This is a genomic window from Marinobacter sp. (genome assembly GCF_048266785.1).
Classification (GTDB): domain Bacteria; phylum Pseudomonadota; class Gammaproteobacteria; order Pseudomonadales; family Oleiphilaceae; genus Marinobacter.
Genome location: NZ_JBLWYX010000005.1, coordinates 255455 through 281399 on the forward strand (window position 1 = coordinate 255455; position 25945 = coordinate 281399).

Below are 25945 nucleotides of genomic sequence, written 5' to 3' on the forward strand. Positions count from 1 at the left end.
GCCTTCAGCAGGCACTTTACGTTGCGAAAACCGCCCGCTTGGGGTAGAAACTCCTTCGTGTGCTAACGAATCAACAGGAGCAGGCATGCTTGACGTTACAAAAAAACTGGTGGAACTGCTGTATCTGTCCCCCAATGGCGATGACCAATATCGGGGCGACAGCCAGGATCTTGGGTTCCCTCACGTGTTCGGAGGCCAGGTTCTCGGGCAGGCGCTTATGGCTGCAAGTCACACGGTTGAAGACCGTCTCTGCCACTCTATGCATGCCTATTTTCTGCGCCCGGGCAATCAACACATGCCTATTGATTACGAGGTTCAGCGGGTGCGCGACGGCCGAAGTTTTTCTGTTCGCAGGGTCATTGCCCGCCAGGATGGCAAGGAAATCCTGACCGGTTCCATGTCGTTTCACGTCACTGAAGAAGGTTTCGAGCACCAGGCGGAAATGCCCGATGCACCAGACCCGGAAACACTGCGCTCTGAGCAGGAGTGGGGCAAGTTGATGGCGTCGCAGGTGTCAGAGAAACTGCGGGCAATCATGACCCGTGATCGCCCCATCGAAATTCGACCGGTGAATCCGATGAACCCGCTTCAGCCTGAAAAGCGTCCGCCCCATAAGCAGAGCTGGATTCGTGCTCTGGGGCCGCTGCCGGATGATCCTGTTCTGCACCGCTGCCTGCTTACCTATGCATCGGATTTTTCGTTCCTGGGGACGTCTCTCAACCCCCACGGAGTGTCCTTTATGAACAAGGGGCTGCAGATTGCCAGCCTGGATCATGCCATCTGGTTTCACCGGGATTTTCGCATGGAGGATTGGCTGCTTTACGATAAAGACAGCCCAAGCGCTACTTCGGGGCGCGGCTTTAATCGTGGCAACTTTTTCGATCAGGCTGGCGCTCTGGTGGCGTCGACAACTCAGGAAGCACTCATTCGCCAGCGTTGAGGCTGTTAGCCAGGCACTTGTTGCAAGGCCGATTTGCGTCTTTCGGCGAGCCAAATCAGCATGTCTTCAAGCGGCAAAGGCCGGCTCAGCAGATAGCCCTGAATCATGTCGCACCCCATATCCTTAAGCATGTTCGCAGTCACCTCGTGTTCCACGCCTTCCGCTACCACCAGGTAGCCGAGGTTGTGGCACATGTCGATGGTGGTCTGGACAATAACCCGGTCTTCCTCCCGGGTAGCCAGATCGGTGATGAGTGAGCGGTCGATCTTGATTTCGCTCGCGGGCAGTTGCTTGATGTAAGAAAGTGACGAGTAACCGGATCCGAAGTCATCGATGGATATCGGAATGCCGGCATTCGCCAGTGAGTTAAGTGCTTTAAGGGCGTTGACAGGATCCTGCATCATTGATGTTTCGGTCACCTCGAAGATGATTGCGCCGCTGTGCCGTGGGTGGGCGCTCATTAGCCGTTTCACGAACAACGGGAAGTCCGGCTCCCGGAGATTGTTGGGTGAGATATTGACCGAGAGGTCGACGACGTGTCCGGTTTCAAGAAGACAGCTTCGCAGTTGCAGAGACTGCTCCAGCACCCAGCGGGTCAGCGGTTTGATCAGCCCTGTTTGCTCTGCCAGAACGATGATTTCATCCGCACCTACGGGCTGATCCCGGCCTGGCCAGCGAATCAGGGCCTCCATGCCAGCAATCCGCCCGGTGTTCAAATCCAGCTTTGGCTGCACGTGGAGCTTCAGCCCGTCGTTCGCAAGAGCTTGCTGCAACTCTGAGACCATTGTCAGCCTGCCCGCACTGTAGGAGTCGCATGAGGGTTTGTAATAGGCTATTCCGCGCTCACGGGCGCGGTCTGAACCCTCGGCTATGATCGCTCGGCGGATCAACGATGTGGAATCTGTGCCATTAACCGGGGAAATAGCAACGCCTACCTGGGCATTTAACGGCACTTGCATGCCGAGATAGTCGATTGGGCTGCGAACGGCATCCAAGGCATGCACAACAGCGCGACGTGCATTTTCAGCAACACTGGCCTCCACCACACAGGCAAAGGTCTCCGAGTCGAGAGACGCCAGAAAAAAGTTGCGCCCATTGTGTTGCCCCAAAGAGATAATACCCGGGAGCTCGCGCATGATGGCACTCATGTTCCGCGAGGCCAGCTCCAGTATGCGATCGCTGTTCTGATGCCCCAGAGTTTTGGTGACCGACTGAAGGTTGTTCATATGAATCACCACAACACCGAGCCGCGTATCCGGGGACTGGCGAATCAGGTCGCTCACTTGCATCTCAAAGCTGGCACGGTTGGGTAACCCTGTAAGGGGGTTGTGCAGTGCACTTTCGATCAGCTTGAGTTCGGCTGAACGCCTCGCAGCCATGGCCGCCAATTCCGCCTCTCGTGCCTCCACCTTGTCCTGCCGTTCCTGGTACAGTCGCGCCGCCAGAGCCAAGGCAAGCAAAATTACCTCAAAGGCTGAACCGATTTCCATGCCGTAGGTGGTGATGAAATTGTTGGGAAGTAATCCGTACTTGTTGGCCGCAGTGATGGCGCTGCCAAGGGATAGAGCGCCCCAGGCCACAGTGTAATAGCCTGCCTGAGGCTTGCCTCGAAACCACTGCAGCGGACCGATCACTGTGAGCAACAAGGTGCTGGGTATGGCCATGGCAACAATTAACCGCATGGCGGTGCTGTATTCCATAATGCCAGTGATCACCACCATGGCAGCGTTCAACGTTACGAAGCCAAGCACAACCCGGTTGAGTAGTGGCCCGGTTTGTTTGAGCCTGAGAAAAGAGCGTGAGAACAGCAGCGTGAAAATCACGGCCAGGGGAACCGTGAACAGCATGGCGCGGTTCTGTATGTCCGGGCTTCCGGGCCAGATCAGCTGAAATGCGGTGCCGTTCATGTTGCCAATGATTAGCAGGTACCCGAATGTGGATAGCACATAAAGCAGATAAACGGGTTCCCGCAGGGCAAAAAATACAAACAGGTTGAAGAAAATAACGCTGATCAGAATGCCGTAATATACGGCGTGCAGCTGTTCTTCAACGGAGGCATGTTCAAAAAATGCCTGTGTGTTCCAGAGAGTCATCGGAACCTGAAGCGTGCCTTCGGTGCGGATTTCCAGAAGAATTTTCCGGTTTCCGCTGGCGTCCGGGCTGAATGGGAACAAAAAATGGCGATTGAGAATGGGGCGCTGGGTAAAGGGATAGCGATCCCCCGTAATTATCGCTTCGGTCAGCTTGCCGTTATCGACAACATAAAACGCGACGTGATCAAGCTGGGAATGGGCAATTTCAAGCAAATCAATCTGACGATCGGCGGGCACATTCAGGCGGAACCAGACGGTGTCAAGGGTGTAGCCAAAGTTTGGGCTGCTGGTCTCAAGAGGTTGCCAGGCGCTGGAGGCCAGCGCTTCCTCTGCGGAAATCTGCACGCCTGGTGCCAAGCGTATGAATTCAACGTCGGGGAAACGAAACGTCTCGGCGCCCCGGCAGGAAAATGCCAGGGGCAGAAGTAGCATCAGCACCGCCAGACGGCGAGACCGTTGGAACCTTGTCACGATTCACTGCTCATCGTTGTTGTTGTCCGGGTGAGCATGATATATAGCCGATAGCGACTCAAGTTGTACTCATGTCAATACGGTGGATATCCAGTCGCGCACCCATGGCAAAGCCTCGTTTTCGGGCTCCAGAGTTTCCAATGCGTCAATGCAAAGCGTTTCGCCAACCTTGCGGGCCGAGGTTTCATATAACGCTTCCTCCATAAGATCACCGGCACCGCAAAAGGTATCGCCATAAGAACTGTCCCCCAGCACAATGACACCGAATGGCCGGCCTGGTTGCTGTGGCAACTGTTCTCGCAGTGCTACGTAGAAAGGCAGCAAGTTGCCGGGAACCTCGCCCTGGCCTGTCGTTGACGTGCACACGAGCAGCGGAGCTGTATCCGATGTTATATCGTCAAGCACCGGGTTCTCCAGAACGGACACCGAGTAGCCTTCAGCGTCCAGCGCCTGTTTGATCGCTCTGGCGGTCATCAGTGCGCCACCGTAGACGCTGCCTACCAGAATTCGAATGTCTGCCATGGAGATACCTGTTCATTACAAGGGCGGATTACCGGTTTCGTACAGTGCCTGATAATAGCGATCAAGGTAAATGGCCTCAAGCATCTGGCTCACTCTGAATATTTGTGCCCTGGCTGCGAACCCGAGGTGCAATCCGGTTGCGACCGGCGGCTTTTGCTTTGTAAAGCTGCAAGTCTGCCTGCCGGAGCATGCTGTCGATAGAGTCGGCTTGCGCAATAGAACAAACGCCCGCGCTCATGGTGAGGGGTAATTTGTTGTGGCCGGAATACCAGACTTTGGAGGCGATGCCGGCAAGAGACAGAATCGCCGCAAATGACAGCCATGTCATTATGCGTGAAACCTGGGCACCTTCACGTTCCTGCGCAGCCTGGTAGCCCAAGGATGAGTCTCTGGTCATAACGGCCCTGTTTGAATACGCAGCACTCATGTGCAGCATTCTGGCATTTTTGCTTATTGTGCGTCAGGCAGTGGTAGGTGTGCATCCATTGCATGTGTATCGTGTGACCGGTTCGCGTTCTCGCAGATTTGTTTCAATTTAGAGGCAAAAAATTTATAGTTGCGCGCTACACACCGGTTCGTTCTCCATTCAGACCAAATGAGACCTTTTCTGTTATGGCCCGTTCAAGCGGATTCCTGGATACTCTTCTTACCAGCAACTCTACGGAACGATACCGGATAGGGTTCAGCCTGTTGTTCCTGCTGGGCGTCTGGCTGGCTGTAGGCTCCTTCAGTGAAGGTCTGCCCAACAGTACGCTGCTGATGGCTGCTGCTGTCATCGGCGGCTATATGGCCATCAATATAGGTGCCAATGACGTTGCGAACAACGTTGGCCCTGCCGTTGGCTCGGGCGCCCTGTCTCTCGGAGCTGCCGTTATTCTCGCGGGTATTTTCGAGTCGGCAGGCGCGCTGATTGCCGGTGGCGACGTCGTGTCCACCATCAAAGGTGGCATTATTGACCCCACAAGCCTGGAAGATAGCCGCGCCTTTGTCTGGTTGATGACAGCAGCACTGCTGGCGGGTGCGCTCTGGCTCAACCTGGCAACCTGGATGGGCGCTCCGGTATCCACCACGCACTCCATCGTGGGTGGTGTGCTCGGCGCAGGCATTGCGGCGGGTGGCTGGGGCATTGCGGACTGGGCCGTTATGGGCAAGATTGCCGCGAGCTGGGTTATTTCTCCGGTACTTGGTGGTGCCCTGGCGGCTCTGTTGCTATTTACCATCAACAAGACGGTGCTGTACCGAAAAAACGTGATACCCGCCGCCCGTACGTTCGTACCCTGGCTTGTCGCCATCATGGCATGGGCGTTCGGCACTTACCTGATGATCAAGGGCGTCAAGCAAATCATCAAGGTAGACTTTCTTCAAGCCTCCCTGGTTGGTCTGGCCGCTGCTGTCATTGCATTTTTTGTTGTGCGTTCGCTGGCTGCGCGCAAGGCCGCTACGATGGAAAACAGCGTTGGCGGCGTGAATACCCTGTTCACCTGGCCGTTGATATTTGCAGCTGCTCTTTTGAGTTTCGCCCACGGTGCAAACGACGTAGCCAACGCTATTGGCCCGCTTGCGGCAATCAATGATGCGCTATCCAATGGCGCGGTAGTAACTGCCTCAAGCATTCCCTTGTGGGTCATGATGATTGGTGCTTTGGGGCTGACCGTCGGCCTTATGTTGTTCGGCCCGCGCCTGATCAAGACCGTGGGCAGCGAGATTACCGAGCTGGATAAAACCCGCGCGTTCTGTATTGCTTTGTCGGCGGCACTGACGGTTATTCTGGCTTCGCAACTGGGCTTGCCGGTGAGCTCTACCCACATTGCCATTGGCGGCGTTTTCGGCGTTGGCTTCCTGCGTGAGTACCTGAAGTCCAACTACGCGACCCAGCTGCACAAGATCATGGAGGAGCGCGACGCCGACGATCAGGAGCGCCTCAAGCCTTTCCTTGACGATTTCCGCAACGCCTCCGTTGAGGAAATGGAAAAGCTCCTGAAGCGGGCAAAGAAAAAGAAACATGTGCCTCTGACCAAGTCGGATCGCAAGCGGCTCAAGAAGATTTATAAAGAAGAGATGGTTAAGCGCTCGCACTTGGTGCGTATAGCGGCGGCCTGGATTATTACGGTACCTGCCTCAGCGATTATGGCGGCTATTCTGTTTTTCACTCTGCGCGGGCTTTTTGTCTGATGCGCTGGCTGGTTGTAACGCGCGGGTTTGGTCATACTATGCGTATGCCGTGGGAGCTGCAGGCTTCCCGAGAATTCATTTGCCCGGAGGGTGAGTTATGAGTACACCGGTTGAAAGCCGTCGTCAGGCCAGGGTGATTGATGAGCTGCGAGTGTTCATCAAGAAGGTGCTAAGTGATCCGACGATCGCGGTGAAGTCCATAGATATTGCCCGCAAGTATCGTTCAGAGGCTGATTCTGACGAATTGATCGCCCGGGAGATCAGCGCTAACACCACCATTCGCATTCCGGAAAAGTGGAGCGAGGCTGATCGTATGTTTCTGGATATCATCCACGAAGTGCTGGATGACGAAGAGGCGCTTTACTGAGTTTGGTGTCGGTGGAGTGAGCGGGACGGAGCGGTTTCTGTATCGCCCCGTCCCGCTCACCGAATATTCTGAGTTGCCTGCGCTAGGCTTGCCTTTGGCCTTGTTCGTGCTGCTTAAGCACTGCATCCGCCATCTGATGCAATATCCTTATTTCGTCCTGAATCCCTTCTTCCCCTGAAAGCTCTCTTTGCTCTTCCAGAATGTCCGCCAGAATCTTTGGTGTGGTCAGAGGGTTCGCCAGAACAACACGGAACACAATGCACGGGAACCTGTAGTAACGGGCAGGTTCCAATCGGGTTCTTGAAACAAACGCCTTGCCGCGCTCCCGCTGCGTTTTCTGGATAAACTTGGTGATTCTGTTCAGGCAGGCATTGAGTTTTTCTGCCTGAAGCGGATCCGCCAACGCCAGTGCCTGATACACATTGGAGGGGCAGTAACGGTAGGTCAGAATGTTCAGCTCGGGCCGCGTAATCAACTCAAAGTCAGGCTGCTCCTCGATCATATCGGCGAAGGTGGAAGCCTTTTCAATGCCTTGGTCAATCAGTATCTCGTAGCCTTCCCGGGCCAGGATTTTCAAGCCGGAATGTATCAGCATGGACATGCCGGGGCGTGAGCCTTCCAGCGTCGTGGAGCCCAGGTCACGGGAGCCTTTGCGGATGATGTATTGGGCATGGTGTTCAACCGCACTGGCCAGGCTCGGGTCTTTGAATACCACCAGTCCTACACCCATGGGAACGTACAGCTGTTTGTGAGCATCGAAGGTGACAGAGTCTGCCTTTTCGATGCCCCGCAGTAAATGGCGGTAGGTTCTGGAGAACAGCGTGGGCCCACCCCAGGCGGCGTCCACGTGGAAATGCGCGCCGAATTCCCGGGCAATGTCTGCCATGGCGTCCAGCGGGTCCACGTTACCGGTCTCGGTGGTGCCGGCAACGCCACAGATGGCCAAAACCTTGACTTTCTGTTTCTGCAATTCCAGGCACTTGTCGCGCAGGGCGTCGGTCTGGATCTTGTTGTTGTCATCGGTATCGACCGCTACCAGTGATTCCCTGCCCAGGCCTAACACGTCGGCGGCTTTGCTCAGAGAATAATGGCCACGGCGGGATACCACGATGGCAGCGCCTTCGTAGCCGTAATATTTCAGGGCGCGAAACAGACCTTCCTGATGCAGGCCGCGGAAGCTGCCTTCGGCCGGGAAGGCACGGTTGCGGGCAACCCAGAGTGCGGTCAGGTTGGCGACGGTGCCACCGGAGCACATGGCTCCAAGGGCGTAGCGGGGGTCGTGCATCCATTTTCGGTAAAAGGCACCGTCTTCCTGATACACCAACCGGTGAATCATACCCAGAACCTGTCGCTCCATGGGCGTAAACGCCTTGGAGGTTTCGGTTTTCACGAGGTTCTGGTTCAGGGCAATCATGATTTTCGACAGCGGCAGCATGAAGTAGGGTAGCGCTGAGGTCATGTGTCCGATAAAGGCGGGTGATGCAGTATGGACGGAGTTGGCAACCAGTTTGTCGAGCAGGAATTGAGCCTGTTCGGAAACGAACACGGGCTTTTCCGGGATGGCGTAGTCAGAGAAGTTCTTCTCGACGTCTGCAAGATCCCGTTCAACCGCAACGATATGTTCCTGCAGGAAGCCTGCAAGATTGCGGGATATGTTCTGGTCAATACGGCTGAGCGCGGACTCCGGTGCCTCAGGCACGGTGAACACGCGATACATGGCTTCAATTGAGGCCTGGGCCGTTTTTTTCTTGCCGGTCATAGATACCACACACAATCAGTGGTCATCCGCAAGGCCGGTTCCGGATGCCCGACGGATACAGCCGGGGTCTGATTCCGGCATTGGTTACTTGTCACCTGTAGCTTACAGGCACACTGGCATCCCTGAGGAGGCGTAGTATACGGCCTGCATTGATGTTGTGCCACAGCGCTTTTTCAGAGAATCTCACGGTGAATGCCGAGTATGGCTGCATCGACCTTCTCCTGGATGGCTTTCTCTACCTGATCGAGGCGCTGGGTGATCTGCTGCGAGGAGGTGCCGAGGGCCGCGATTGTCCAGGTAGCGCAATCGAGGGCTTCGAGATCGGCGGTTTCTGCTACGGCCAGGTCGGGCTCTTTGCCCCATACGGCGCGCAGTGGGGTGAACACTTTACGCTTGGCCTTGAGATCTTCGCAGCCGTAGAGCTGGAAGTGCAGGGTCAATACGCCTACGTGCGGTGTAAGCGCGGTGTTGTGTTGAGGCGCGTTGCCTTCTTTGAGTAGTTTTCTTAGTGCTTCAGACATGGGTGTTCCGGCTTTGGTGCTGAAACCGGCGGGGCAAGGCTGTTCAAAACACGCTCCTTGCGGCACGTCCATGTGGCGCTTGGGCTCCGCCATCCATGGCTCCGCACAGTTTTGAACAGCCTTGCCCCGCCGGTTCCCGAACAATTCAAGTGGAGTCCACCAAGTGGATATCTTTACGCCTTGGTGGGCATAAACACTAGCCTACTACAGGCGTTGCCCGCTTGATAATAGCCGCGGCGTCGGTGCCGGAGGGCAGGTTGCCGTAGTTCATACCACCATTGGATTGCAGCCGGGAGGCGCAGAAGGCGTCTGCCACTGCTTTGTCGCCGTTGCGTAGCAACAGGGAGACTTGCAGGGTCAACGCCATGCGGTCTACCAAATTGCGGGCGCGGTACTGGACGTCGCTGATGTCGGCGAAGTCGTTTTGCAGTTGCGCCAGGAACTGGTCGAAGCGACGGTCTGCGCCTTTTGCTTCAGCAGCTTCGCGGAAGAAGGCGTCAAGGGTTTCAGGTTCCTTGTGGATAGCTCGCAGGGTGTCAAGGCACTGGACGTTGCCGCTGCCTTCCCAGATGGCGTTCACCGGGGATTCACGGAACAGGCGGGGCATAATGCAGTCTTCCATTACGCCACTGCCGCCAATGCATTCCATGGATTCGTAGGCGTGGTTGGGTGTGCGTTTGCAGATCCAGTATTTGCCTACGGGTGTGGCAAGTCGGGCCAGCAGGCGTTCGTGTTCCTGATTCTGGTTATCAAGGGCGCGGGCGACTCGCATGGTGTAGGCGAGCGCGGCTTCGTTTTCCAGAACCAGGTCCGCAAGCACGTTCTGCATGAGGGGCTGGTCGATGAGCTGGCTACCGAAGGCGCTACGATGGCGGCAGTGATGTGTGGCCTGGGCTACGGCCTGGCGCATGCCGGCTGAGCTGCCAATCATGCAGTCGAAGCGGGTCATGGCGACCATTTCAATAATCGTGGGAACGCCACGGCCTTCTTCGCCGATCATCCAGGCCAGTGCGCCGCGCAGTTCCACTTCGCTGGATGCGTTGGCTACGTTGCCCATTTTGTTTTTCAGACGCTGTATCTGCCAGGGGTTTTTGGTGCCGTCCGGGCGCCAGCGTGGCATCAGGAAACAGGACAAGCCGCCGGGCGCTTGAGCCAATACCAAAAAGGCGTCGCACATGGGCGCTGAGACAAACCATTTGTGGCCAACCAGTTCATAAGCCTGGCCCGGGCCATTGGTACCCACGGGATAGGCCAGAGTGCTGTTGGCGCGAACGTCGCTGCCACCCTGTTTTTCGGTCATCGCCATACCGATGGTTACGGAGCTTTTCTGGCTGTCGGGGACATTGCGGGGGTCGTAGTTGTTGGCCAGTACCCGGGATTCCCAGAGCGATGCCAGTTCCGGTTGCTTGCGTATGGAAGGAATGGCGGCAAAGGTCATGGTGACCGGGCAACAGTGTGCCGCTTCCACTTGGGAGTGCATGTAGTATTTGGCCGCACGGGTAACGTGCGCGCCTTTGCCCGGGTCTGTCCAGGGGCTGCTGTGAAGGCCGTTTTCGAAAGCGAGGCGCATGAGTTCGTGGTACGAAGGGTGGAAATCCACTTCGTCGATGCGGTGGCCAAAGCGGTCGTGGGTATTGAACGTCGGTTTGTTGTTATTGGCCCGAAAACCCAGGTCGATGATTGCAGCATCACCGGCAAGGGCGCCGAAGGTTTTCAGGTCGCTTTCAGCCTTCCCGGCACCTTCGCGCTGCACAGCCTCCTGAAGTGCAATGTCCTGTTCATACAGGTTATAGTTTTCCAGCGCTGGCGGCTGATTGACGACTTCATGGGTGGCCGCCAGATAGCGATCACCCTGATTATCTGTGGGCATTCCGGGCTTGGGTTGTGGAGCGTTCATAGCTACCTCCTGGTGCCGGTCAACCCCTGTATGCAAAAGCGGATGATGGTGTTGACCAGCGGGCCTTTGTTATCGGTTTCGTCTGCGGCAGCCTGGCTGGTCTGGGTTGGTGATAGTGGGCCGACCAGGCTTTCCGCGATAGCGCCTACCAGGCAGGTACTGCTCTGGCGGGCGTCCTGATCCGGAATGCATCCTTCTTCGATGCCCTCGCGAATCGCTTGTTCAAACAGATCGGCGTAGGCTTTTCGATAAGCCAGTCGCTCTTCTTCAACTTTCGGGTCCACCGGCTCAGCAATGAGTGACCAAGCCATAACAGGGGCTTTCAATGCGCGCTCGGCAAACTGCCGCAATGCTTTTTCCAACCGCGCCGTAGCGGTTCCCGGTGTTGCCAGTACTTCCGCCACCTTGTCTACTTCCCGCTGCGTGGCCTTGCGAAATATCTCGGCAAACAAGTCCTCTTTTGACTCGTAATGACGGTAGATCGTTCCCGTGGCCACACCTGCGAGCTGTGCAACACGGGTGATTTTCGCATTGCGAAAACCGCCTTCGGCAACGCACTGATAGGTGCACTCTGCGATCCTCTGTCGCGCGGCGGCTTTTCGCTGACGCATTTTTTCCGTTTCACGATAAGCCATTTCGGCTCCTTGAATTAGTGAATCATTATTCATTCTTTGTGTCAATGCACGCGTCTCTGAGCGTCTGTATTTTGCCATTTGAATTCATCAGGTTATAGCAGGTTACAAAATTTTACAAAAAATGCATTGTTCCTAAATAGCACTGTAATCGAAAGCAGATTATAAAGACGCCAAGACGTTGCCGCAGTAGTGGCTGGTCGATACGGAGTGCGGCGCCCGGAGGGGGCGTGGCACTTGTAACGCTGTTTTCGTTGAAGGAGAAAATCATGAGTGAGCTCGACGAAAGCAATCTGGAGCAGTCCGGGAACTGGGTTAATTCAAGTAATGAGAGTGATGATACCCATTCGATTGCAGGCCGGGCACGGGTTCGGGCGCAGTTACAGCAGGATATCGAAGCGTTCCTGAGCCAAGGGGGCAGAATTCAGGAAGTTGAGACATCTTTTCGGGCTGATTACACGCGTAAGGTTGAGGCAGACTTTAACAACCGCTCTCTTTGAGCATTGTCATTACAGGCCGGGGTTGGTGAATCCCGGCCTGTTTATGCGGTCTGTCTCGGTATAACGCCTCGGTTCTGTCTATTATGGTCCGTGCACAGCCCCGTTCTTCGTCTCTCTCCCAGCGTTCGGGAGCGAAGCCAAGCCGTCATCAATCCGCCGGACCTGCCTTGTAATCATGAATTCAACTTCCAGACTCTCCTTTGCCATACCGGTGATCATAGCAGTTGTCATTGCACTCTGGCTGCTTGCCGATGGTGGCCGGGATCAGCCTGCCTCCACCCGTAACTCTGATCGCCCTGCTGATGCTACAACGGATGCGGCCGGCTTTTCGGCAGCGCGTCAGCAATCGCCTTCAAAAATGGTTGTTGAGTCGGCGGAACTCACGATGCCTGACCAGCAGCCAGCGTCTCTGGCGGGAACGTCAGAGCCGGCAGGTTGGGCAAAAACAGACCGTTTTGGCAATCTTGTCCCTACGGGCGAGTTGCGGCAGCTGTTTGAATACTATCTTTCTGCGCTGGGAGAGGAAGCTCTGCCGCAACTGGTGGTTCGAATCCGGCTTGCGCTCTCGGTTCTGGAGGAGCCCGCACGAGGCCAGGCACTCGACACTCTGGGCCGGTATCTGGATTACAAACTGGCGCTCGCAGATCTGGAGACAGCTTATGGAGAAGCGCGAGCCGGAAGCCTCGATGAAATTCAACGCCGTATGGCCGAAATTCAGGCCCTGCGAAGAACCTGGATGGATGCCGATACTGCTGAGGCCTTCTTTGCTGATGAGGAGGCGATAGATCGTTATCAGCTCCTGAAACGGAACCTTGGCAGGGACGAGAGCCTGACTGAACAACAGCGTGAAGACGCTCTTGCCGAAGCGGAAATGGCTTTACCAGAACCTGTAAGGCAAGCCCGGCTGGACACCGGCAAGTTCTCACGCTACGAAGAGGCGCGTGAAACCCTGGCTAATGATCCGGAAGCTTTGCGCGCATGGCGGCAGCAAGAGTTTGGTGATGAGGCCGCCCAAAGGCTGGAGGATCTGGATGCAGAGCAGAAGGACTGGAGCCGGCGTTGGCAATCTTATGCAAAGGAGCGTGACGCTCTGAAGGCATCCGGTCTGGCGGAGCCTGAACGTGAAGAAAGCTTGGCCCGGCTTCACGAGAGGTACTTCAGCGAAACTGAGCGTATTCGAGCCAAAGCGCTGGATTCCATTCAGTAATACGGCTATTGGGAAAGCCCCTGCTGCGGCCTCCTGGTGCCATGTTATTGTTCCGGATCTTTTCCTGTATCCAGAGGCAGCCTGCAACCAGCGGTCCCGGCGGTGTATGATGGTGCAAACGGTGCTGTCAGTGCGCCGTGATTTTCGATCCAACTCTTTGCAGTGTCGTTCAGGAGGTTTTCTGTGTCGCTCTCAACACCCCGCGTTTTCCCCGCTACCCGTCTGCGTCGCAACCGCGCCAGCGATTTTTCCCGCCGACTTGTGAGGGAAAGCCAGCTGACGCCAGACAACCTGATCTTCCCGGTTTTTGTCCTGGAAGGTGAAAATCAGCGTGAGCAGGTGCCATCGATGCCAGGCGTAGATCGCTTGAGTATTGACCTTTTGGTCGAGCAGGCTGAAGAACTGGTGCAGTTGGGCATTCCCGCGGTAGCGCTGTTCCCCGTGGTTTCGGCTGAGAAGAAAAACCTGTCTGGCTCCGGAGCCTGGGACTCTGACGGGTTGGCACAACGGGCCGTCCGGGCGCTGAAAAAAGCCTATCCGGAGCTGGGTGTGATCACCGATGTAGCGCTGGATCCGTTCACTACCCACGGCCAGGATGGCATCATCGACAACGATGGCTACGTGTTGAACGATATTACCGTAGAGGCACTGGTAAACCAGGCGCTATCCCACGCTGATGCTGGAGCAGATGTTGTTGCACCCTCCGATATGATGGATGGTCGCGTTGCGGCCATGCGTGAAGCGCTGGAGTCGGCGGGGCACGTGAACACCCGTATCCTGGCTTACTCTGCCAAGTACGCGTCGGGCTATTACGGGCCATTTCGTGATGCAGTTGGCTCCGCAGCAAATCTCGGTAAAGGCAACAAAGCCACCTATCAGATGGACCCGGCCAACAGCAACGAGGCGATTCATGAGGTGATGATGGATCTCGCCGAAGGCGCGGATATGGTGATGATCAAGCCCGGCATGCCTTACCTGGATATTGTGCATAGAGTGAAAACCGAGCTTCAGGTGCCGACTTTCGTATACCAGGTCAGTGGCGAGTACGCCATGCATATGGCTGCTGAGCAGAATGGCTGGCTTGATGGTGACACGGTTATGATAGAAAGCCTGATGTCCATGCGCCGTGCCGGTGCCGACGGCATTCTGACCTACTTTGCGGTGCGGGCAGCTCGCCTGATGCGTGATCAACAGCGCTGAAGCCGTTTGCGAACAATCCGCAGCCGATGAAGGGCTGACGGTAAACCAGACAGGAACGGAAAGGCCATGACAACGGAAATCGCCAGGAATCTGACAGCGGAAGGGGAGCAGAGTATACCTGCGCCAATGGATCTCCCGCCGGTAGGTGAAGTGATTAATCTGGACGCCAGTGAAAACTACTTCAACCGTGAGCTGAGCCAGCTTCAGTTTAATTACCGCGTGCTGAAGCAGGCGCTTGATACCACCCACCCGTTGATTAACCGGCTGATTTTCTGTTGTATTTTTAGCAGCAACATGGATGAGTTCTTTGAGATACGGGTGGCTGGCCTCCGCCAGCAGATCAAGTACGGCCGAGAGACCCTGGGTGCTGACGGCATCATGCCGGAACAGGCGCTGAGTGAGATCAGCCGTGTTGCCCATGAGTATATTGATGAGCAGTATGACATTCTGAACCATGTCCTGATCCCGGAGATGGAAAAAGAGAACATTCACTTCGTGCGGCGCCAGGAGTGGACACCGGAGCAGGCGGAGTGGGTGCGCAATTATTTCAAGGATGAGATTCTGCCTGTGGTGAGTCCCATCGGGCTGGATCCGTCACACCCGTTTCCGCGCCTGGTGAACAAAAGCCTTAACTTTATTGTTGAACTGGATGGCAAGGATGCCTTTGGCCGGGAGACGGGCATGGCGATAGTCCCGGCCCCGCGTTCTCTGCCGCGGCTGGTGCGCCTGCCGGATGAAGTCTGCAGCGGCGGCGAGAATCTCGTTTTTCTGTCTTCGATGATTCACGCCCACACCGATGAGCTGTTTCCGGGCATGGAAGTCAAGGGTTGCTATCAGTTCCGCCTAACACGTAACGCCGATCTGGAGCTGGAAGACGATCTTGAAGACCTGGCATCCGCACTGCGCGGAGAGCTGCTCAGCCGCCGTTTTGGTGACGGTGTGCGGTTGGAAGTTGCGGACAACTGCCCGCAGGAGCTGGTGCAGTTTCTGCTGACGGAATTTGGCCTTGGGCAAAGGGATCTTTACCAGGTAAACGGGCCGGTCAACCTGACTCGGCTTATGGCGGTTAAAACACTGGTAGACCGCTCTGATCTGTCGTATTCCAGTTTCTCGCCCACGATACCCAAGCAGATCCGCAGTAAAGAAACCCTGTTCGACGCAATTCGCAAACGGCCGATCCTGTTGCATCATCCTTTTCAGAACTTCAGCCCGGTCGTCGATTTGCTGCGTCAGGCCGCGAAGGATCCACACGTTCTGGCGATCCGACAGACCCTTTACCGCACCGGCGCCAATTCGGAGGTTGTTGAAGCTCTGGCAGACGCGGCCCGTCGTGGCAAAGAGGTAACCGTCGTCGTTGAGCTGCGGGCACGATTCAGCGAGGCTGAAAACCTGGAGCTGGCAAGCCGGTTGCAGGAAGCTGGTGTGATCGTGGTTTACGGCGTGGTGGGGTACAAAACCCACGCCAAAATGATCCTGATTGTGCGCCGCGAGGAAGGCCGACTGCGCCGCTATGTTCACTTGGGAACCGGCAACTACCATGCGGTCAACGCGCGCCTTTATACCGATTACAGCTTCATGACCTGTGACGAATCCATCGGCGACGACGTTAACAAGCTGTTCCAGCAGTTAACCGGAATGGGCAAGGCGCTGAAGATCAAAAAGCTGTTCCATGCGCCGTTTACGCTTCACAAAAGACTGCTCAGCCTTATTGAGCGCGAAGCCGAACTGGGGGATAAGGGCCGCATCATTATCAAGATCAATGCGTTAACAGAAATACAGCTCATCAAGGCTCTGTACCGGGCTTCGCAGGCTGGCGCGAAAGTTGACCTGATTGTGCGCGGCATCTGCAGCCTGAGACCCGAGGTGCCAGGCCTTTCAGATAACATTCGTGTGCGTTCCATTGTGGGGCGCTTTCTGGAGCACACCCGGGCTTATTATTTTGGCAACGATGGCAAGCCCGAAGTTTACTGCTCAAGCGCAGACTGCATGGAACGTAACCTGCTGAGCCGGGTTGAGACGGCGTTTCCAATTGAAGATCCGGAGCTGATTGCGCGTGTGCGCGAAGATCTGGATACTTATCTTGCCGATAACTGCCAGTCGTGGATGTTGCAGCCGGATGGCAGTTACATTCAAAATCAGCCCGCCGAGGGCGAAGAGCGTGTGGCCTCACAATTGGTATTGCTGGAGCGCCTGACCGGCAAATCCTGACATTTTCAGACGGAGAGAATTCTTGAAAACAAAGTGGATAATTGCCGGCGTCGGTGTATTGGTTGTTGCCGGCGCAATCCCCTGGGCAGTGGGTTATATAACCGAGCAGCAGTGGCAAGTGGTTACCCGTGAACTGAACCAGGCGCAGCCTTTTGTTCAACTGCAAACAGACGATTACCGCCGTGGTTTTTTCGGATCGGAGCTGGACGGTGTTGTAACGATTCTGAACCCTGAGAGCGGAGAGGTTCGCCCGATTGCGTATCGTGCAAAAGTGACTCACGGGGTGACCGGCAGCTTTATCGATTTTCAGCCTGTTGAAGGCTGGGCGCCTGAAGGTGCTGACTGGTTTCAGGAGCACCCAAGGCTGACTCTCGAAACGCGCCTTTGGGGCACCGCTGTGCTTGAGCTGGAAGCTCCTGCCATCGCGATCAATAATTCTGAAAGCGGAGAATCGTTCAGAACCAGCGGCGGAATCGCCCGAATTGAAATCAGTGACACCGGTTCCCAGGCCGAGGCTTTGGTTGTTTGGCCACAGCTGACTTTCTCCGGCCCGGATATGAGCGTTCGCGTTAATGACTTCCGTGTTGAGCACAACATGACTCACTTGCAAGGTGATGTCTGGACGGGAACCGTGGAGGCGTCGATGGCCTCCGTTGCGTTGACGGCTGCTGAGGGACCCCCGGTAACAATCGAGGGTTTGCTGGCGCGTAGCAGCACCGAGGCAAATGCTGACGGTCAGCGTCTGGATTCCCGACTATCGATTGAGGCCGAAAAAGTTCGCTATGAAGACCAGGCCTATGGCCCGCATAAAGTGGCATTCGCTCTGGAACATCTTGATGTTGCAAGTTGGAGTGCGCTGACAACCAGTATGGCAGAGCTCCAAGGTATGGCTTTGGCACCCGATACAGATAGCCAAGACGCATTTGAGCGGCAGATGGCGGCGATGGGTCAGGTGAATACGGCGCTGCGCGATTTATCGGCGGCCGGGTTTTCGGTTGGATTCCCTGAGCTGACACTGGATACGCCTGAAGGCGAGGTGACGGGCAGTCTGGTGATCAGCCATCCCGAGCTGACCGCAGATCAGAAAGCAGAAATGCTCATGGTAATGCAGCAGTTAACCGGAGAAATGAATCTGAGTGTGCCTTCGGTACTGGCGGAAGGCTACCCCGCCGTGAGGATGCAGCTTGCGCCTTTGATCAAACAGGGTTTTCTGGTGCCCGAAGGCGACAGGCTGGTGCTGACTGCAAGGCTGAGCGATATGGTTGTAGAGGTTAATGGTCAGGAGTTTCCGCTGCCGCCTTTATTCTGACGCAGCTTCAAGAATGAAAAAGCTCCGGTCGGGGCTTTTTCATTATCGGCTGTTGCTTCAGGCCTCGCTGAATTTCTCTTTCAGCGCCGCTTCTACAACAGGGTCAACGAACTCGGAAACATCGCCCCCCAGCGAAGCAATTTCCCGAATCAGGCTTGAGGAAATATAGGAAAGGTGATTGGAAGGCGTCAGAAACACGCTTTCCAGTTCCGGCGCCAGACGGCGGTTCATATCCGCAAGCTGGAACTCATACTCGAAATCGGAAACCGCCCGCAGGCCCCGGATAATCACGGTCGCACCCTGATCACGGACAAAATCAGCGAGCAGATAACTGAAGCCGGTAACGGTGACATTCGGGATGTGGGTCGTGGCCTGTCGAACCAGTTCGCAGCGCTCTTCCACGTTAAACAATGGTTTTTTCTTCGAGTTGTAGGCGACGGCAACAACAACCTCATCAAACATGCGCCCGGCACGCTCAATAAGATCCGTGTGGCCGTTAGTGATGGGATCAAAGGTGCCCGGGTAAATGACTTTAGGCATGCACAGCTCCTTTTTTAACAGGCATCCAGAGTATCAGCATTCCACGGGTTTCTGTAGGCCGACTGGCGGCGCGGAGCTGGAGCACTGTTAGCTGCCCGCCAGGAGAGTCATACTTTCAGTTGTTGCGCAAGCCGGGTGCAAGGGCGGCACTTCCAGCTTGTAGCCCACGTCTCCATCCACGCCTTTACTGAAGTTGAACTCGTCAGAATAGACAGATTGCGGCGCACCATAAAACGGATCTACCAGCTTTGGCACTTGTGCAACGCTGGCGCTCACCGGGTGAATGAATGACCGCTTGCCAACGCGCCCATAGGGGTCGGGCAACCCGGAACGTAACAGCAGGCCAGGTGATCCTATTGCGCTGGCGGCGACCACGAAATGCCTGGCTTTCAGTGTGATCTGAATGCCCGTTGGTGTAATGCCATCGCTGGCCATGGCGCTGGCCTGCAAGGAATCGATACGGTCCTGCTTCATCACCAGTCGTTCGGCGCGCAGGCCATGGAACAACCGGGCGTTATGGTCCAGGGCCCCGGGGATGGTGGTCATCAGCGCGCCTTGTTTGGCGTTGGTTGGGCAACCTACGCCGCAGTACCCGAGGTTCCAGCAACCTTTCACATTACGCGGAATAATCTGCCAGCTGTAGCCCAGCTTTTCGCAGCCCTGGCGCAAGATGTCGTTGTTGAGGTTCGGATCCATCTTCCAGGGCGATATGGAATGGCGTACTTCCCGGCCGCTGAACCAGGGCGCCATGGCTTCCGGGCTCAGCGCATCGAGGCCAAAGCGTTTGCCCCAGTAGTTGAGAGTTGCGTCTGGCGTACGGAAGCTGCTGGTCCAGTTGACGGTGGTTGAACCACCCACACATCGGCCCTGCAGAATAGCAATGGAACCGTCTTTGGTGGCTTCCTAATTTAGACCAGATACTGCAAGCTAAAGCCGCAGCCTGAAAGTCAGGCGTTGCGGAATTGTGGAAGGGCTTGTACGGCCCACTCAGGCGGCCCGGGATAACCGGAAAGATGCCAGTTCTCCTGGCAGCCGTAAAACGCCACGTTGCTGATTTTGGTGAGCGCCATATAGCCGTTATTGAATAACCCGATGCGGCTCGAGCGCCAGCGTTCCAGAAACGCATCGGCCTGCGCTGTGGAGGCGTTGCGCCAGGATGGCCAGACTCGTGCGATCGTCACCCGGGTAGGACCGAAGTTGAGCAGATCGAACAGTTGCCGGAGTTCTTTCTGGTTGGCTGGCCCGAATTTGTGAATACCGGCGTCAATGCGTTCGACCGTGCCGGCAATCATCATGCGCCGGGCGTTGGGTTGCTCCGGGAGCGCGGAGCCCAGGATGGCCGGGAGCAGGGCTTCAAACAGGTCTACATCTTCCGTTGTCAGAAAACGGAACTGGTAGCGAGCGTCCATCCGTGTTGCAACGGCGCCAAGCCGGCTGGCAGGCCCTGTCGCACAGCCACTCAGGCCGGCAGTTACACTGACAGTGCCCAGAAACAAGGCACCACCCAGCCCGGTGCGCAGAAAGAAAGCTGCGCCGGTTCAGAGACACGGAATCCTGCCCTTCGATTGAAGTGAGATCGTCCGTCATAATTCGTCCGCTCAACGGATAAAGAATTTGTAAACCATTTTGTGGAACGATGTTCCATAAGGAGGATAAACAAACTTTCCACTGTTGAATTTCTGTTTGGAAAAAATGGCGCGCTGGTGCGAGAAGGTCAGGAAGCCTTCCTTGCCATGGTAGTGGCCCATGCCGGAATCACCTACACCACCGAAAGGCAGGTCGTCCTGGGCAACGTGCATCAGTGAATCGTTAATGCACGTGCCCCCTGAGAGCGTGTTGTCGATGACCTGATGCTGCTGGCTGCGGTCGTAGCCGAAAAAGTAAAGAGCCAGCGGGCGCGGTCGATCATTAATGTATTGAATTGCCTCATCGAGATTGCCATAGCTCACGACCGGGAGGATCGGCCCGAAAATCTCTTCCTGCATGAGTTTCATGTCCGGGGTGGTTTTCAGCACCAGAGTCACCGGGATCTTGTAGGTGCCGTCGCCCATGTTTTCCTGCGCCGGGTTCATCTCGATCAGCTCGGCACCCTTGGCTCTTGCATCCTCCAGATAGCCTTGCAGGCGCTTGTACTGACGCTCATTAATGATGGCTGTGTAGTCGTCGTTGTCGCGCAACGATGGGTACATCTCCGAGAACCGGGTGCGGAACTGGTCAACAAACGCCTGCGTGCGGTCAGCAGGACAGAGCACGTAGTCTGGCGCTACACAGGTCTGACCGGCGTTGAATGCCTTCCCGAAGGCGATACGCTGAGCTGCATCGTCCAAAGGTACATCCGGGGAAACAATGGCAGGTGATTTGCCACCGAGCTCCAGAGTAACCGGTGTCAGATTTTCGGATGCGGCGCGCATCACCAGCTTGCCGACGGACGTGGAGCCGGTAAACAGCATGTGATCGAACGGACGGGCGGAAAAATCGGCGGCAACATCGGCTTCGCCATTGATAACCGCCACCAGATCTTCCGGGAAGGTGGCCTCGATAAGCTCTTTGAACAGCGCTGAGGTGTGAGGCGTGAATTCGGACATCTTGATCATCGTGCGATTACCTGCTGAAAGCGAGGCAATCAGAGGCCCGACTGCGAGGTATAGCGGGTAGTTCCACGGCACAATAATGCCCACAACACCTTTCGGCTGGTAGCAGACCCTGTTGCTGGCGGGCTGGAACAATATGGATACGTGACGGCGCGAAGGTTTCATCCAGCCTTCAAGGTTTTTCAGGGTGTAGTTGATTCCCTGGATGGACGGCATCACTTCGGCAATCAGGGACTCGTCCCTTGAGCGGCATGAAAAATCCCGGTCAATAGCATCAAGAAGGCGGTCCTGATAGGTCAGCAGGGCCTGCTTGAGGCGCTTGAGGTTTTCCTGGCGTTCGGTCAGCGACGGTGTGGGATTATCGTGAAACGCTTTTTTCTGAACTTCGAACACCCGGTGAGTATGTTGAATATGGTCTTTGCTCTCAGTGAGCTGAACAACGCTGGCACCCATGATGTCCTCCTTTCGGCGCCGTCGTTTTGCGGCGGCGGCCTGTTGTTTTGTGTAGGCGTGTGATGGCGGAAAAACGCTCAATTTGCACTTGAGAGTATTATTAGAGTATATACTCTAGGGAGTCAAGTGGAGCCCAATGGCGATTCAGGCCATCTGTGAGCTGTAAAACAACGAATGCCGATGAGCTTATGAAAACCAGAGACAAGATACTGCTGTCCAGCCTGGAGTTGTTTAATGAGCTGGGCGAACGGGACGTCACAACAAATCATATCGCCGCGTATCTGGCGATTTCGCCGGGCAATCTCTATTACCACTTCCGTAACAAGTCGGACATCATTTACGAGATATTCCAGGAATACGAAAAGCTGGTGGATTTTTATCTGGATATCCCGGAAGACCGTCCGATGACGCTGGACGACATGACGTTCTACCTGGAGTCGGTATTTGATGGGCTCTGGAGCTACCGGTTTTTCCACAGGGATCTGGAATATCTGCTGGACAGAGACCCGCGCCTGCGCAGTGACTATCGGGAGTTCACCAACCGGTGCCTCGCCGCCATAAGCCGAATATTCGAGAAGCTGGCAGATTCAGGCATCATCGAGCCGCAGCCCGAATCGCTGCGGGGAGCCATGTCGCTGAACGTCTGGCTTGTGATCACTAACTGGATGGCATATCTGAAGACAGCCCATGCGGCCAAAGCCTCCGCCAGCCTGAGCCTTCATGAACTGAAGCAGGGCATATATCAGGTGCTGACGCTTGAGATTCCATACCTTACGCCAGCTTACCGTGAACAGGTTATGGCGTTGCGGGAACAGTACCGGCCAACAATGCCGGAGCAGGAAGAGAAGCGAGAGACCTCTGTAAACTGAGCGTGCTACTTTTTTCGAGCAGAAAACGTGCAGATCAGGCTTTTTTGGAACCTTTGGCAAACGAGTCTGTCACAACAACAGGTGCTGAAAATCCGGACATTTCTGGCGCCTCCTGAGCGAGTTTTCAGGTTTTAACACGTCGCAAACCCTGACGTTCTACCGGCCTGTTTTTCACAGGCCGGCTTTTTCTGTGTTATTCCCGCGCTTTTCCATCTTCCAGCCAATTAATCAGCGCTGCCCGGCACTCATCAACGCCGAGTTTTGATGTGGACGAAAACATGATCAGGTGTTCCACACAGGTGAATGCCTCAAGCTTTCGGGTGATGTCCATCATGCTGGTTTTTGCCTGCCCGAATTTAAGTTTGTCGGCTTTGGTTGCCAAAATCATCAGTGGCAGCTTGTTATGCTCGCACCATTCCACCATCATTTGGTCAAAATCGGTAAGTGGATGGCGGATATCCATAACCAGAACAAGGCCGCGCAGACATCTGCGGTCGTTCAGGTAGTGTCCAAGGTGTTTTTGCCAGTCGTCTTTCATGTCCCGAGATACTTTCGCGTAGCCATATCCGGGCAAATCCACCAACCGGGTATGCTCGCGGTTCAGGGAGAAAAAGTTAATCAGGCGTGTGCGCCCTGGAGTTTTACTGGTGCGCGCCAGCTTTCCGTTTGCGGTAATTGTGTTCATGGCGCTGGACTTTCCCGCGTTCGAGCGCCCGGCAAAGGCGACTTCAGCGCCGGTGTCGGGCGGGCAGTCTTCCAGTCGGGGCGCGCTGACCAGGAAGCGGGCGCTGTTAAAAGAGATGCTTTTTTGAGTCAGATCAGAGTCCACAGCGGTTGGCTTTCCTTTGGATTTCAGTTATCAGGGATTAATGTATAATGCTACACCAATTCCTGGTGGTACGCTTGGCGTAACCGCTGTCAGTCCCGGTCTTGAGCCTGGCTGGTCAGCGTCTGCCGGCTGCAAACAAAGAATATTTTCGAGATGAGAGAAGCGGAGCGAGCATGAAGAAACTGATCGCAGGGTTTGTTTTCGGCGTTGGCCTTACAGCCATGGCGCACGGAGCAGGGGATCCTGAAGCGGGCAAGCAGAGTGCAGCGGCCTGTCAGGCGTGTCATGGCCAGGGTGGAGCGAAGCCGATTATGGGCGTCTATCCCAAAATATCCGGGCTGGGTGAGAGGTATTTGTATAACCAGTTGGTGGCCATTCAGGAAAATGCTCGAGCTATTCCGGAGATGACTGGGCAGCTTGATGGTAAATCCAAGCAGGATCTTGAAGATCTGGCGGCGTATTTTGCAAAGCAGGATATAGGCGTCAACCAAGCGGATCCGGAACTGGTAGAAAAAGGAGCTGCTGTATACCGTGGCGGTAATATGGCTTCCGGCGTTCCGGCCTGTGCCGGCTGTCATAACCCGCAGGGTAAGGGTAACGAACCCGCCGGGTATCCGCATCTTGGCGGTCAGAATGCGGAGTATCTGGCCAAACAGCTGAATGCCTACCGTGACGGTACCCGGGCGAACGGCGCCAACGCTGCCATCATGATGGACGTTGCGTCCAGACTGACGGATGCAGAGATTGAAGCCGTCGCCAGTTACATTTCCGGCCTGAACTGATTCAGTCGTTCGGTGCCTGACAAACCCCGCCTTGCGCGGGGTTTTTTGTCTTTCGAACCTGTAATCCATGAACGATGGAACTTTTCAGGTTCGACGGGTCATAATTCACTTATAACGACATCCAAAAACCTGGAGATATTTCATGTTTCGAGCGCTCAGAACGGTCGCCCTGCTGTTGTCAGTCTTTGCTGTATTCGGCCAGGCCAACGCGGCCGACTGGAAGGAAGGTACGCATTACAAGAAACTGGACACCCCGGTACGCACAGACAGCGGCTCACGCGTTGAGGTGGTGGAGGTGTTCTGGTATGGATGCCCGCATTGCTATAACTTCAAACCCTTGGCTGAAAGCTGGGAAGCAAAAGCTCCGGACTACGTAGACTATGTGAGACTGCCCGCGGCTCTGGGTCGCTCCTGGGAGCCGCACGCCCGGGCCTTCTATGCGCTTGAGGCCATCAATGCTCTGGATAAACTGCACGATGCTCTGTTTGATGCCCTGGCAGGCGAGCGCCGGCCGCTAAATGATGGCGAGTCTCTGGCGGATTTTGTTGCTGGCTACGGTGTGGATCGCGAAGAGTTTCTTGATAGCTACAACAGCTTTGGTGTGAATGCTCGCATGCAGCAGGCGCAGGCAAAAATTCGGGGTGCGCGCATTACCGGTACACCGACTATGCTTGTAAATGGCAAGTACACAGTCAGCGCCTCCATGGCGGGTAGCCTTGAGCGGGTGCTGGAGGTTGTTGATTATCTGGTTGCCCGGGAGCACAACACCGCAGGCGAATAATCGCAGGCGTGCCGTGGGTGGGCTGAGCATTATTCCGATGGATATGGGTGGCCATGTATAAGCGTTTGCGACGTCAATGGAATGAAAGCCAGAAGGCGGCGGATGGTGCCCGTGGCAGCTCATCGGGCCTGGATCATGTTCCGGATTTTTCAGCCGTCGGTCGCATCCGTCTGCTGACGTTCAACATTCAGGTGGGCATCAGCACTTCGGCTTACCGGCATTATCTGACCCGCAGCTGGCAGCACGTGTTGCCCCATCGCAGCCGGTTTGAAAACCTGGACCGGATTGCCACCCTGCTCAGCAACTACGATGTAGTGGCGCTGCAAGAGTGTGATGGCGGCAGTTTGCGCAGCGGGCACGTCAATCAGGTGCAGTATTTGGCCGAGGCCGCTGGAATTCCGTATTGGTATCAACAGCTCAATCGCAATCTGGGGCAGTTTGCCCAGCACAGCAACGGTTTGCTGAGTCGGTTCAGGCCGCTGGAAGTAAAAGAGCACCGCTTGCCGGGGCTGATTCCCGGCCGTGGTGTGATTGTGGCCAAATACGGCAACCCGGAAGACCCGTTGGTGCTGGTGATGATGCACCTGTCATTGAGCAAGTCCGCCCAGCAGCGCCAACTTGGCTTTGTTAGTGATCTGATCAACGATTACCGCCATGTGGTGTTGATGGGCGATATGAATGCGCACGCGGAACAGCTACTGACCAACACCCCGCTGAAGCAAACCGATTTGATCCCGCTACCTGCAGATGCTCACAGCTTCCCCAGCTGGCGACCGGAGAAAGCGTTGGACCACATTCTGGTTAGTCCGAGCCTCCAGGTACATAGCTCCGGGGTTGTCAGTTATCCGATGTCGGATCACCTGCCCATCGCGCTGGACGTTACGGTGCCTGTAACGCCGTGATATTCTTTTTCGCCCATAAAAAAACCCGACCAGCGAATCGGGTTTTTTTATGGCTGCCAGATCAATTACTTGATCTTGGCTTCCTTGTACGCAACGTGCTTACGGACAACCGGATCATACTTTTTGATCTCGATTTTTTCCGGAGTGTTACGCTTGTTCTTCATGGTCGTGTAGAAGTGACCCGTGCCTGCTGAAGATACCAGCTTGATTTTTTCGCGCATGATGCGGCTCCTTATACTTTCTCGCCGCGGGCACGAAGATCGGCCAGTACAGCGTCAATACCATTTTTATCGATGATGCGCATGCCTTTGGTAGACGTGCGAAGCCTTACGAAACGCTTTTCAGACTCAACCCAAAAGCGCTTGCTTTGCAGGTTAGGCAGAAAGCGACGACGGGTGTG

Annotated in this window: 25 protein-coding genes and 1 pseudogene; 12 read left to right on the forward strand and 14 right to left on the reverse strand. The window is 55.6% G+C overall.

The features are described from left to right. Nucleotides 1-85 precede the first annotated feature (85 nt). Nucleotides 86-940, forward strand: a complete 855-nt coding sequence (locus ACN0V1_RS10230; RefSeq protein ID WP_417544895.1) for an acyl-CoA thioesterase — start codon at nucleotides 86-88, stop codon at nucleotides 938-940. A 5-nt stretch (nucleotides 941-945) separates the two neighbouring features. Here the strand turns inward: ACN0V1_RS10230 and ACN0V1_RS10235 are convergent, their stop codons facing one another. The 3 genes from ACN0V1_RS10235 to ACN0V1_RS10245 all read right to left on the reverse strand — a co-directional run bounded on the left by ACN0V1_RS10235 (nucleotide 946) and on the right by ACN0V1_RS10245 (nucleotide 4423). After that, complete coding sequence (locus ACN0V1_RS10235; protein ID WP_417544896.1) at nucleotides 946-3465, reverse strand: EAL domain-containing protein; 2520 nt, start codon at nucleotides 3463-3465, stop codon at nucleotides 946-948. A 108-nt stretch (nucleotides 3466-3573) separates the two neighbouring features. Beyond that, complete coding sequence (locus ACN0V1_RS10240) at nucleotides 3574-4026, reverse strand: flavodoxin (RefSeq protein ID WP_291944190.1); 453 nt, start codon at nucleotides 4024-4026, stop codon at nucleotides 3574-3576. 76 nt (nucleotides 4027-4102) lie between these two features. Then, nucleotides 4103-4423 carry a diguanylate cyclase domain-containing protein gene (locus tag ACN0V1_RS10245; protein ID WP_417544897.1) on the reverse strand — a complete coding sequence of 107 codons (321 nt, stop codon included), beginning with the start codon at nucleotides 4421-4423 and terminating at the stop codon, nucleotides 4103-4105. 215 nt (nucleotides 4424-4638) lie between these two features. On the opposite strand from ACN0V1_RS10245, the gene ACN0V1_RS10250 reads away from it, so the two are divergent. Both ACN0V1_RS10250 and ACN0V1_RS10255 read left to right on the forward strand, forming a co-directional pair. Continuing rightward, nucleotides 4639-6198 (forward strand): inorganic phosphate transporter, encoded by a 1560-nt coding sequence (locus ACN0V1_RS10250; RefSeq protein WP_417544898.1) that lies wholly within the window; start codon nucleotides 4639-4641, stop codon nucleotides 6196-6198. Nucleotides 6199-6295: 97 nt separating this feature from the next. Next, a complete protein-coding gene (locus ACN0V1_RS10255) occupies nucleotides 6296-6565 on the forward strand; it encodes a hypothetical protein (protein WP_144777712.1) in 270 nt (89 codons plus the stop codon). An 82-nt stretch (nucleotides 6566-6647) separates the two neighbouring features. Here ACN0V1_RS10255 and panP read toward each other — a convergent pair whose 3' ends face one another. The 4 genes from panP to ACN0V1_RS10275 all read right to left on the reverse strand — a co-directional run bounded on the left by panP (nucleotide 6648) and on the right by ACN0V1_RS10275 (nucleotide 11377). Next, nucleotides 6648-8324 carry a pyridoxal-dependent aspartate 1-decarboxylase PanP gene (panP, locus tag ACN0V1_RS10260; RefSeq protein ID WP_417544899.1) on the reverse strand — a complete coding sequence of 559 codons (1677 nt, stop codon included), beginning with the start codon at nucleotides 8322-8324 and terminating at the stop codon, nucleotides 6648-6650. A 173-nt stretch (nucleotides 8325-8497) separates the two neighbouring features. After that, nucleotides 8498-8938 (reverse strand): DUF503 domain-containing protein, encoded by a 441-nt coding sequence (locus ACN0V1_RS10265; RefSeq protein ID WP_417544900.1) that lies wholly within the window; start codon nucleotides 8936-8938, stop codon nucleotides 8498-8500. 103 nt (nucleotides 8939-9041) lie between these two features. Continuing rightward, nucleotides 9042-10742 (reverse strand): acyl-CoA dehydrogenase family protein, encoded by a 1701-nt coding sequence (locus ACN0V1_RS10270; RefSeq protein WP_417544901.1) that lies wholly within the window; start codon nucleotides 10740-10742, stop codon nucleotides 9042-9044. Between the two features lie 2 nt (nucleotides 10743-10744). Then, the gene (locus ACN0V1_RS10275; RefSeq protein WP_417544902.1) at nucleotides 10745-11377 is read right to left on the reverse strand and encodes a TetR/AcrR family transcriptional regulator; all 633 of its coding nucleotides are present in this window, start codon (nucleotides 11375-11377) and stop codon (nucleotides 10745-10747) included. Between the two features lie 266 nt (nucleotides 11378-11643). Here ACN0V1_RS10275 and ACN0V1_RS10280 point away from each other — a divergent pair, with 266 nt between their 5' ends. The 5 genes from ACN0V1_RS10280 (at nucleotide 11644) to ACN0V1_RS10300 (ending at nucleotide 17798) form a co-directional block, all read left to right on the forward strand. Beyond that, complete coding sequence (locus tag ACN0V1_RS10280) at nucleotides 11644-11874, forward strand: hypothetical protein (protein ID WP_417544903.1); 231 nt, start codon at nucleotides 11644-11646, stop codon at nucleotides 11872-11874. Between the two features lie 175 nt (nucleotides 11875-12049). Further along, nucleotides 12050-13081, forward strand: a complete 1032-nt coding sequence (locus tag ACN0V1_RS10285) for a lipase secretion chaperone (protein ID WP_417544904.1) — start codon at nucleotides 12050-12052, stop codon at nucleotides 13079-13081. 183 nt (nucleotides 13082-13264) lie between these two features. Then, on the forward strand, nucleotides 13265-14281 hold the full coding sequence (gene hemB / locus ACN0V1_RS10290) for a porphobilinogen synthase (protein WP_417544905.1): 1017 nt from the start codon (nucleotides 13265-13267) through the stop codon (nucleotides 14279-14281). Nucleotides 14282-14347: 66 nt separating this feature from the next. Beyond that, nucleotides 14348-16489 carry a polyphosphate kinase 1 gene (ppk1, locus tag ACN0V1_RS10295; RefSeq protein WP_417544906.1) on the forward strand — a complete coding sequence of 714 codons (2142 nt, stop codon included), beginning with the start codon at nucleotides 14348-14350 and terminating at the stop codon, nucleotides 16487-16489. A 22-nt stretch (nucleotides 16490-16511) separates the two neighbouring features. Next, the gene (locus ACN0V1_RS10300; protein WP_417544907.1) at nucleotides 16512-17798 is read left to right on the forward strand and encodes a DUF945 family protein; all 1287 of its coding nucleotides are present in this window, start codon (nucleotides 16512-16514) and stop codon (nucleotides 17796-17798) included. Between the two features lie 57 nt (nucleotides 17799-17855). Here the strand turns inward: ACN0V1_RS10300 and coaD are convergent, their stop codons facing one another. The 4 genes and pseudogenes from coaD to ACN0V1_RS10320 form a co-directional block, all read right to left on the reverse strand. Next, nucleotides 17856-18338, reverse strand: a complete 483-nt coding sequence (gene coaD, locus ACN0V1_RS10305; RefSeq protein WP_417544908.1) for a pantetheine-phosphate adenylyltransferase — start codon at nucleotides 18336-18338, stop codon at nucleotides 17856-17858. 87 nt (nucleotides 18339-18425) lie between these two features. Continuing rightward, nucleotides 18426-19223 (reverse strand): annotated as a pseudogene (locus ACN0V1_RS10310) (GMC family oxidoreductase N-terminal domain-containing protein); the annotation flags it as partial. A gap of 62 nt (nucleotides 19224-19285) precedes the next feature. Continuing rightward, entirely contained in the window at nucleotides 19286-19834 is a 549-nt protein-coding gene (locus ACN0V1_RS10315) for a hypothetical protein (protein ID WP_417544909.1), read from the reverse strand. A gap of 102 nt (nucleotides 19835-19936) precedes the next feature. Further along, entirely contained in the window at nucleotides 19937-21382 is a 1446-nt protein-coding gene (locus ACN0V1_RS10320) for a coniferyl aldehyde dehydrogenase (protein WP_417544910.1), read from the reverse strand. 188 nt (nucleotides 21383-21570) lie between these two features. Between ACN0V1_RS10320 and ACN0V1_RS10325 the strand changes: the two genes are divergently transcribed. Beyond that, entirely contained in the window at nucleotides 21571-22251 is a 681-nt protein-coding gene (locus tag ACN0V1_RS10325) for a TetR/AcrR family transcriptional regulator (protein WP_417544911.1), read from the forward strand. Between the two features lie 193 nt (nucleotides 22252-22444). On the opposite strand, the gene yihA is transcribed toward ACN0V1_RS10325, so the two are convergent. Then, nucleotides 22445-23080: a ribosome biogenesis GTP-binding protein YihA/YsxC gene (gene yihA, locus ACN0V1_RS10330; RefSeq protein ID WP_417544912.1), complete on the reverse strand. Its 636-nt coding sequence runs from the start codon at nucleotides 23078-23080 to the stop codon at nucleotides 22445-22447. 173 nt (nucleotides 23081-23253) lie between these two features. Here yihA and ACN0V1_RS10335 point away from each other — a divergent pair, with 173 nt between their 5' ends. From ACN0V1_RS10335 to ACN0V1_RS10345, 3 genes are all read left to right on the forward strand, one after another. After that, the gene (locus tag ACN0V1_RS10335; RefSeq protein WP_417544913.1) at nucleotides 23254-23862 is read left to right on the forward strand and encodes a c-type cytochrome; all 609 of its coding nucleotides are present in this window, start codon (nucleotides 23254-23256) and stop codon (nucleotides 23860-23862) included. A 142-nt stretch (nucleotides 23863-24004) separates the two neighbouring features. Beyond that, nucleotides 24005-24643 (forward strand): thiol:disulfide interchange protein DsbA/DsbL, encoded by a 639-nt coding sequence (locus ACN0V1_RS10340; RefSeq protein WP_417544914.1) that lies wholly within the window; start codon nucleotides 24005-24007, stop codon nucleotides 24641-24643. A 53-nt stretch (nucleotides 24644-24696) separates the two neighbouring features. Then, the gene (locus ACN0V1_RS10345) at nucleotides 24697-25545 is read left to right on the forward strand and encodes an endonuclease/exonuclease/phosphatase family protein (RefSeq protein WP_417544915.1); all 849 of its coding nucleotides are present in this window, start codon (nucleotides 24697-24699) and stop codon (nucleotides 25543-25545) included. Between the two features lie 65 nt (nucleotides 25546-25610). On the opposite strand, the gene rpmG is transcribed toward ACN0V1_RS10345, so the two are convergent. Further along, the gene (gene rpmG / locus ACN0V1_RS10350; RefSeq protein ID WP_071263342.1) at nucleotides 25611-25766 is read right to left on the reverse strand and encodes a 50S ribosomal protein L33; all 156 of its coding nucleotides are present in this window, start codon (nucleotides 25764-25766) and stop codon (nucleotides 25611-25613) included. Nucleotides 25767-25777: 11 nt separating this feature from the next. Next, a partial coding sequence (locus ACN0V1_RS10355) for a large ribosomal subunit protein bL28 (RefSeq protein ID WP_417544922.1) occupies nucleotides 25778-25945 on the reverse strand: 168 nt, incomplete at its 5' end.

Coding starts and splice junctions, on each gene's coding strand:
- ACN0V1_RS10230 (WP_417544895.1), top strand. CDS start 86: ATGCTTGACGTTACAAAAAAACTGGTGGAACTGCTGTATCTGTCCCCC.
- ACN0V1_RS10235 (WP_417544896.1), bottom strand. CDS start 3,465: ATGCTACTTCTGCCCCTGGCATTTTCCTGCCGGGGCGCCGAGACGTTT.
- ACN0V1_RS10240 (WP_291944190.1), bottom strand. CDS start 4,026: ATGGCAGACATTCGAATTCTGGTAGGCAGCGTCTACGGTGGCGCACTG.
- ACN0V1_RS10245 (WP_417544897.1), bottom strand. CDS start 4,423: ATGACCAGAGACTCATCCTTGGGCTACCAGGCTGCGCAGGAACGTGAA.
- ACN0V1_RS10250 (WP_417544898.1), top strand. CDS start 4,639: ATGGCCCGTTCAAGCGGATTCCTGGATACTCTTCTTACCAGCAACTCT.
- ACN0V1_RS10255 (WP_144777712.1), top strand. CDS start 6,296: ATGAGTACACCGGTTGAAAGCCGTCGTCAGGCCAGGGTGATTGATGAG.
- panP (WP_417544899.1), bottom strand. CDS start 8,324: ATGACCGGCAAGAAAAAAACGGCCCAGGCCTCAATTGAAGCCATGTAT.
- ACN0V1_RS10265 (WP_417544900.1), bottom strand. CDS start 8,938: ATGGCGGAGCCCAAGCGCCACATGGACGTGCCGCAAGGAGCGTGTTTT.
- ACN0V1_RS10270 (WP_417544901.1), bottom strand. CDS start 10,742: ATGAACGCTCCACAACCCAAGCCCGGAATGCCCACAGATAATCAGGGT.
- ACN0V1_RS10275 (WP_417544902.1), bottom strand. CDS start 11,377: ATGGCTTATCGTGAAACGGAAAAAATGCGTCAGCGAAAAGCCGCCGCG.
- ACN0V1_RS10280 (WP_417544903.1), top strand. CDS start 11,644: ATGAGTGAGCTCGACGAAAGCAATCTGGAGCAGTCCGGGAACTGGGTT.
- ACN0V1_RS10285 (WP_417544904.1), top strand. CDS start 12,050: ATGAATTCAACTTCCAGACTCTCCTTTGCCATACCGGTGATCATAGCA.
- ppk1 (WP_417544906.1), top strand. CDS start 14,348: ATGACAACGGAAATCGCCAGGAATCTGACAGCGGAAGGGGAGCAGAGT.
- coaD (WP_417544908.1), bottom strand. CDS start 18,338: ATGCCTAAAGTCATTTACCCGGGCACCTTTGATCCCATCACTAACGGC.
- ACN0V1_RS10320 (WP_417544910.1), bottom strand. CDS start 21,382: ATGGGTGCCAGCGTTGTTCAGCTCACTGAGAGCAAAGACCATATTCAA.
- ACN0V1_RS10325 (WP_417544911.1), top strand. CDS start 21,571: ATGAAAACCAGAGACAAGATACTGCTGTCCAGCCTGGAGTTGTTTAAT.
- ACN0V1_RS10335 (WP_417544913.1), top strand. CDS start 23,254: ATGAAGAAACTGATCGCAGGGTTTGTTTTCGGCGTTGGCCTTACAGCC.
- ACN0V1_RS10340 (WP_417544914.1), top strand. CDS start 24,005: ATGTTTCGAGCGCTCAGAACGGTCGCCCTGCTGTTGTCAGTCTTTGCT.
- ACN0V1_RS10345 (WP_417544915.1), top strand. CDS start 24,697: ATGTATAAGCGTTTGCGACGTCAATGGAATGAAAGCCAGAAGGCGGCG.
- rpmG (WP_071263342.1), bottom strand. CDS start 25,766: ATGCGCGAAAAAATCAAGCTGGTATCTTCAGCAGGCACGGGTCACTTC.